This window comes from Kitasatospora sp. NPDC033851, assembly GCF_055576085.1.
Genome location: NZ_JBVIRL010000047.1, coordinates 1 through 5239 on the forward strand (window position 1 = coordinate 1; position 5239 = coordinate 5239).

The window sequence follows — 5239 nt, forward strand, 5'->3', positions numbered from 1 at the left end:
GTCCGCTGCCTAATCAGACGGGCTTGGACCCTCTACCGCTGGGATACCCGGCCTCGAAGCCCCCGCATCCGATGACCTACTGGCGGACGCCCTTATTGGTTCGCGGCCCACGGGTCCACGGACGCGGACGCCGAAGAGCCGGTCGCAACCCGGGACCGGCGCGTGACCGCCGGCCGGCAAACCCCTTGGGCGGGTGCATGGTTGACGCGGCCGTCGCGGACGTCCGGCGGATGAGGGACTGGAGCCCGGAGGTGATCCGGACATGGCGCTGTGGGCGCCGATTTCGCGGGCCTCAACCGGCGAGCCTTCCGGGTCCGGTTCGCCACCTGTCGGATCGTCATCGCCGACCAGGGCCGGGAGTCGATCTGGTCGTGTGGCGTGCGATCGCCGGTGCCCATCTGGTGCCGCTGGTTCGCGCCGGCGCACGCTTCGAGAACGGTGTCCTCGTCGAACGCGAGGAGCAGGCAGCTTGATCGGCTGAAGGAGCCACCAGCCGACCCATGGCTGAGCTGACCTGTCCTCAGCCAGGCTGATTTGGGGCGGCGAGAGCTTGGTGCGACTGGACTACCGCGCCCAGCGTCCCATGGCCGGCGCGGTGCCGATCAGGCACTCGATGCCGGTCGGGAAGCCGACGAGGGCGTAGGCGGTCAGACGCAGGTGGCCCTCAAGGCAGACCAGGTCGTCCTGCCGCTCTCCGACGAGGATGAGCGGAGGAAATCGCTCGCCTCTGATGAACGCGTGGGCCGCATCGACGAACGGTTCGTTGGGCACGTCGAACGCCCGTAGACCTGCCTTGACGCGTGCGGCCGCGTCGGCCGGCCGGCGGCTGCCACCCGACAGTTCGACCCAGTAGGAATAGTCGAGGTAGCGCAAGCCGGCCGCCTCGTCGGCGGACAGGAGTGCCCTGGTCCACGTGACGTGAACGGGGAAGTTCTCGAACAGGTCACGGTTCTCGCCGTACCCGCGCGTCGCGGCGAGCAGAGCGCGACGTGCGAAGTTCGCTCCAGCGTCGGACAGGTCCGGATGCGTCAGCAACTGCTCGGCCTGCCCGGCTGCCGCCAGATGAGACCGGAGGTTCCGGCCGAACCTGCCGCTGGCCAGCTCGCCGCTCAAGAAGCAGGCGACCATCTCGTCCTCACTGCTCACACCCAGTACCTGCACGACCGTCAGCATAGGACCGACCCGGCTGGGCACCGCTGATGGGGATGCCCGACCGAAACTCCCCAGGGTTTGCTCGACTCCCCACTTGGTTGACCGGTAAACGATGAGGTCGGGGCCGGGCCCCGGACCGCTTTGGCTCAGCCCAGCGCGTCCATCAGGGAGGTGACATAGGCATCCAGCCGCTCCTCCACAGTTCGTGTCGTCAGCTCGGTCCGTCCTGTCTCCCGCCACGGCTGCGCCACCCACTGCACTTCCTCCGAGAACGCCAATGGCTCCCGCACCTGCCAGTACAGCCGCTCGTCCGCGGCCGTGGCCAGCATCCCGCCGGCCTCCTGATACGCCTCGGTGAAGCGCAAGCCCCACGCCGGCCCGTGCAGCAGCGCGAGATTGGTGGAGCAGTGCGCCACGTCGAGGTCCGCCGGGCCCCAGGAGGCCGCCGCCCAGTCGACGACGCCGGTGATCCGGGCACCGGCGGCACCGGCCGGGTCCTCGGGCGACAGGTCGAACAGCACGTTGCCGGGCTGGAAGTCCCGGTGCAGGAACCGCCCTTCGTAGCGCGGCGCGGGCCTGCGGATCACGTCGATCGCGGCGGCCCAGACCGCGACGTCGGCGCCCTCGGGGGTCACGACAGTGTCGGCGGTCGTCAGCGCCACGTACTCCCGGGGCCGGACGGGCGGCCGCACCGCGTGGACCGCCACGAGTTGACGGGCCAGCAGGGGCAGGCGCGCCTCCAGCCCCTCGTCGTCGAGGACCGTCCGGCCCGGCAGGTGGGTCATGAGGAGCGAGGGGTACTCGCAGTACGCGGCGGTCGGATCGACGGCAACGAGTCCGGGAGCCCGCACGCCGGTTCCGGTGAGCGTGGTCAGGGCGTGGGCCTCCCTGTGCAGGAGGTCCTCGGCCGGCCCCTGCCGGGTCGGGTCGACAAAGGAGCGCAGCACCAGGTGCCGGATACCTCCATCCCGCGCGATGGTCAGCCTCCGCATGTCAGCGGTGGCGCCGCCGTGCAGCGCCTCGACTCCGACGATCCGCTCGCCGGCCTCCAGGTGCCGACCCACCCAGGCCAGTGTCAACGGTCGGACAGTCGCCGCCTCATCATGATGGGTCACCGTGCCACCTCATCATCCGGACGACGGCACCCGCGACCCCTTACGGGCTGTCCGCAAGTCAGCGCGGTGGAGGGAAAGTTGGGCGCGCAGGTCTGTCCGCACCCATAGCCCGGGGGTGGGGAACTTCAAAGAACCATCACCGCAGCCTGCTCCGCGCGTCATCTCGTCCACAGGTCTTGACCATTGCTCCCTCGCCGCCCGTTCCCACACTCGGGCGCAGGCCGCCAGCTGCGTCGCGGTCTGCTCGTCGCCGGCCCCGGGGCGGGGAGGGGGTTGGGCGGGCCGCAGGCCTCGCCGCGGGTGCGGGCGTCGGTGACGCGTGCTGTCAGGGGCGGACGGGCGGCGGGATGCGGGCCACGAGTTCCTGGGCGACCCGTGTCAGGTCTGCGGTGATCTCGTGCGGGGACCGCTGCTGCCCGCCGCGCTCCCAGTGCCCGGTCGCCGCGTCGATGACGGGAGCCAACTCCTCGCACCGCCCGTAGGCCTCCGCGACCTCGTAGAGGATGAGCGAGGTGCCCTCGAAGGGGTCGAGCCACCCGCCGACGATCTCGGTGGCCCACCAGCGGGCGAGCGCCAGGCGGCTCTCCCAGTAGCCTTCGGGCGGGTGGAAGCCGAATCCGAGCTCCTCCATCACCTGGCCGAACAGCTCCGAGGCCTGCTCGTGCTCGAGGCGGCTCAACGCGGCGAGGTGCAGCAGCGACGGTGTGTAGACGCCTGCGCTCAGGGCACGCAGTGCGGCTTCGACCAGGAGCTCCGGGTCGCCATGCCGGCCGTCGACCCAAGAGTGGGCGATCTCCCGCAGTTCCCGCACTGCCTCGGCCACGGTCTCGGGGGGTTCGCTCGTCGACATGGCCGCATGCTGCCACGCACAGGAACGGCACGCCACATCGATACTGGGCCACCACCGAGATGGACCGGCCCTACCCACGCGGCTCGAGGGCCGCGGCGCGGGATCGCCGGTGGGTCGGGCCTCGCTCCAAGCCGACCTGGCACATGCCCAGGCCCGCAGTACGCGCCCGGCCGCCCGCCTCCGGTAGCTCGGGAAACGGCACGCCCGGGCCATGGGCGTCCAGGTCTGGCAGGAATCGGGGCTCGAGTCGAACGCGCGTCGGCGCCACCAGGTGGTTGCCGACAGTCACCCGCGATGTGATCTGGATCCCCTTGAGGCGGGTGCCGGACCGGGGTGGCCCGTGACGGTTCTCACGCGCCCCGCGCACCTCCGACCCTTCCTAGTAGGACGTTCCCCGGCCCCGCCCCCGGCGCCGGCCCGGCCGACCGCCGCCGCTGCCGCGCTCCCGCGCCTGCGGCCGGGCCTCCGTTGTTTCCGCAGCTCAAACCGGTACAAATCGCCACAAAAGTCCAGATCTGGTCAGGTTTGACCACCCGGTCGACGGGTACCGGCCCGCGTCCGACGGGCACGCTCGCCCGGCTCGGCTACGACGCCGCGTCGTAGCGGGCACCCCTTGGAACCGGCCGCCACCCCCGCTAACAATGGCTCAGTCGCCGGCTGCGACGGTGGTTCCATCCGCTGCCGCAGCTCCCGTTCGGCGGTCACCACTCGTGACCGCCCCGGTGCCGACTCCCGCCCGCCGGCCCTGCTGGGCCCGCCGAGCCGCGGGGCCAGGCACCCCCACGATTGAGGTCGAACTCCCACATGCCCGTGATCTCCGCCCGCATGCGCAAGTCCGCCGCCCTGCTCACCACCGCCGTCGGCATCGCCGCGATCGGCGCCGCCATCGTCCCCACCGCCGCCTCGGCCACCACCCCGCAGTCGCTGGCCGCGAGCATCGTCCCCGCCGACCAGCTCGCCTCCTTCGACCAGATCATCTCCCACGAGAGCGGCTGGAACGTCACCGCGACCAACCCCTCCTCGGGCGCCTACGGCCTGGCCCAGGCACTGCCGGGCAACAAGATGGCCTCCGCCGGCGCCGACTGGAAGACCAACGCGGCCACCCAGATCAAGTGGGCCTACGACTACATGAACAGCCGCTACGGCAGCCCGAACCAGGCCTGGGCCTACTGGCAGATCCACCACAACTACTGACCGGCCCCACCCGCCGATCCGCCGCCCCACCCACCCATACAGCCCACGCACGTTGCCGCTGCTCTGCCCTCGTGTACCTCGTGTACGTGGTCCGACCGCCCCCGCCTCAGGCATCCAGAGGGGAATCGCCCGCTCGCCGAGGGAGCGGTCCCATGCACGCCGAAGAACGGGCCCGGTCTGCCGAGGCACGGAAAGGCAAGGCACCGGCCCGCCGACCCCAGGCCGCGAGCCCGGCGCCGCCCCCGGGCCTCCCCGCGCCGCAGAGCACCGCCGGCAACGCGGCAGTGGTCCAGATGCTCCGCCGGACCGGAGCCCGAGGCCCCGGAACGACACCGGCACGACGCCGACTGCCACCACCGGCAGACCGGGCACCCCGTACTGCGAACTACTCGATGGCCGCCGAGGTGACGGGGGTGAAGAAGTTGACGAGGTTGCCGTCGGGGTCGCGGAACAGCAGTGACCGGTTGCCCCAGGGCATCGTGGTGGGCCCGTTGACGAAGTCGGTGACGAAGTCGGTCAGGTTCCGGTGAACGCGGTCCACGTCGTCGACGAGGAACTCGATGATCACGCTGTGGTTGTCCGCCGGATGGGCAGAGCCCGGGGCGAACAACGGGACGGTGCGGGTCCCGGCGATCGCGAGGCTGGCGCCCGCGGTCCTGAGTTCGGCGAAGTCCTCGGTGGCCCACGTCGCCCGTGCCCCCGTGGCTCGCTCGTAGAACTCGACGAGGCGCGCCACGTCGCCGGTGATGATGCGGATCGAGACGAAGTCCGGCGTCAGCGGTGCTACCAGAGCACGTCCTACTTTCAGTAGGAAGAGTCCGTGCGACCCGGGCCTGGCGCTCCACCGTCGGGGGGGGGGGGGGGGGGGGGGGGGGGGGGGGGGGGGGGGCCCCCGGGGGGGGCGGGGGGGGGGCGGGGGGGGGGGTGC

5 protein-coding genes are annotated in these 5239 nt (G+C 71.6%); 1 reads left to right on the top strand and 4 read right to left on the bottom strand.

What is annotated here, in order from left to right; all coding sequences use genetic code 11:
* Positions 1 to 564 precede the first annotated feature (564 nt).
* From ACZ51D_RS40895 to ACZ51D_RS40905, 3 genes are all read right to left on the bottom strand, one after another.
* Positions 565 to 1161 (bottom strand): hypothetical protein, encoded by a 597-nt coding sequence (locus tag ACZ51D_RS40895; protein ID WP_465665362.1) that lies wholly within the window; start codon positions 1159 to 1161, stop codon positions 565 to 567.
* 137 nt (positions 1162 to 1298) lie between these two features.
* Entirely contained in the window at positions 1299 to 2267 is a 969-nt protein-coding gene (locus tag ACZ51D_RS40900) for a phosphotransferase family protein (RefSeq protein ID WP_465665364.1), read from the bottom strand.
* A gap of 325 nt (positions 2268 to 2592) precedes the next feature.
* Positions 2593 to 3117 carry a hypothetical protein gene (locus ACZ51D_RS40905; RefSeq protein ID WP_465624424.1) on the bottom strand — a complete coding sequence of 175 codons (525 nt, stop codon included), beginning with the start codon at positions 3115 to 3117 and terminating at the stop codon, positions 2593 to 2595.
* 804 nt (positions 3118 to 3921) lie between these two features.
* Here ACZ51D_RS40905 and ACZ51D_RS40910 point away from each other — a divergent pair.
* Positions 3922 to 4311, top strand: a complete 390-nt coding sequence (locus tag ACZ51D_RS40910; RefSeq protein ID WP_465665366.1) for an aggregation-promoting factor C-terminal-like domain-containing protein — start codon at positions 3922 to 3924, stop codon at positions 4309 to 4311.
* 385 nt (positions 4312 to 4696) lie between these two features.
* Here ACZ51D_RS40910 and ACZ51D_RS40915 read toward each other — a convergent pair whose 3' ends face one another.
* The gene (locus tag ACZ51D_RS40915; protein WP_465665396.1) at positions 4697 to 5089 is read right to left on the bottom strand and encodes a VOC family protein; all 393 of its coding nucleotides are present in this window, start codon (positions 5087 to 5089) and stop codon (positions 4697 to 4699) included.
* Between the last annotated feature and the right edge of the window lie 150 nt (positions 5090 to 5239).

Bases quoted from the DNA above. Each gene is read 5' to 3' on its own strand.
- ACZ51D_RS40910 (WP_465665366.1), top strand. From the start codon at position 3,922: ATGCCCGTGATCTCCGCCCGCATGCGCAAGTCCGCCGCCCTGCTCACC.
- ACZ51D_RS40905 (WP_465624424.1), bottom strand. From the start codon at position 3,117: ATGTCGACGAGCGAACCCCCCGAGACCGTGGCCGAGGCAGTGCGGGAA.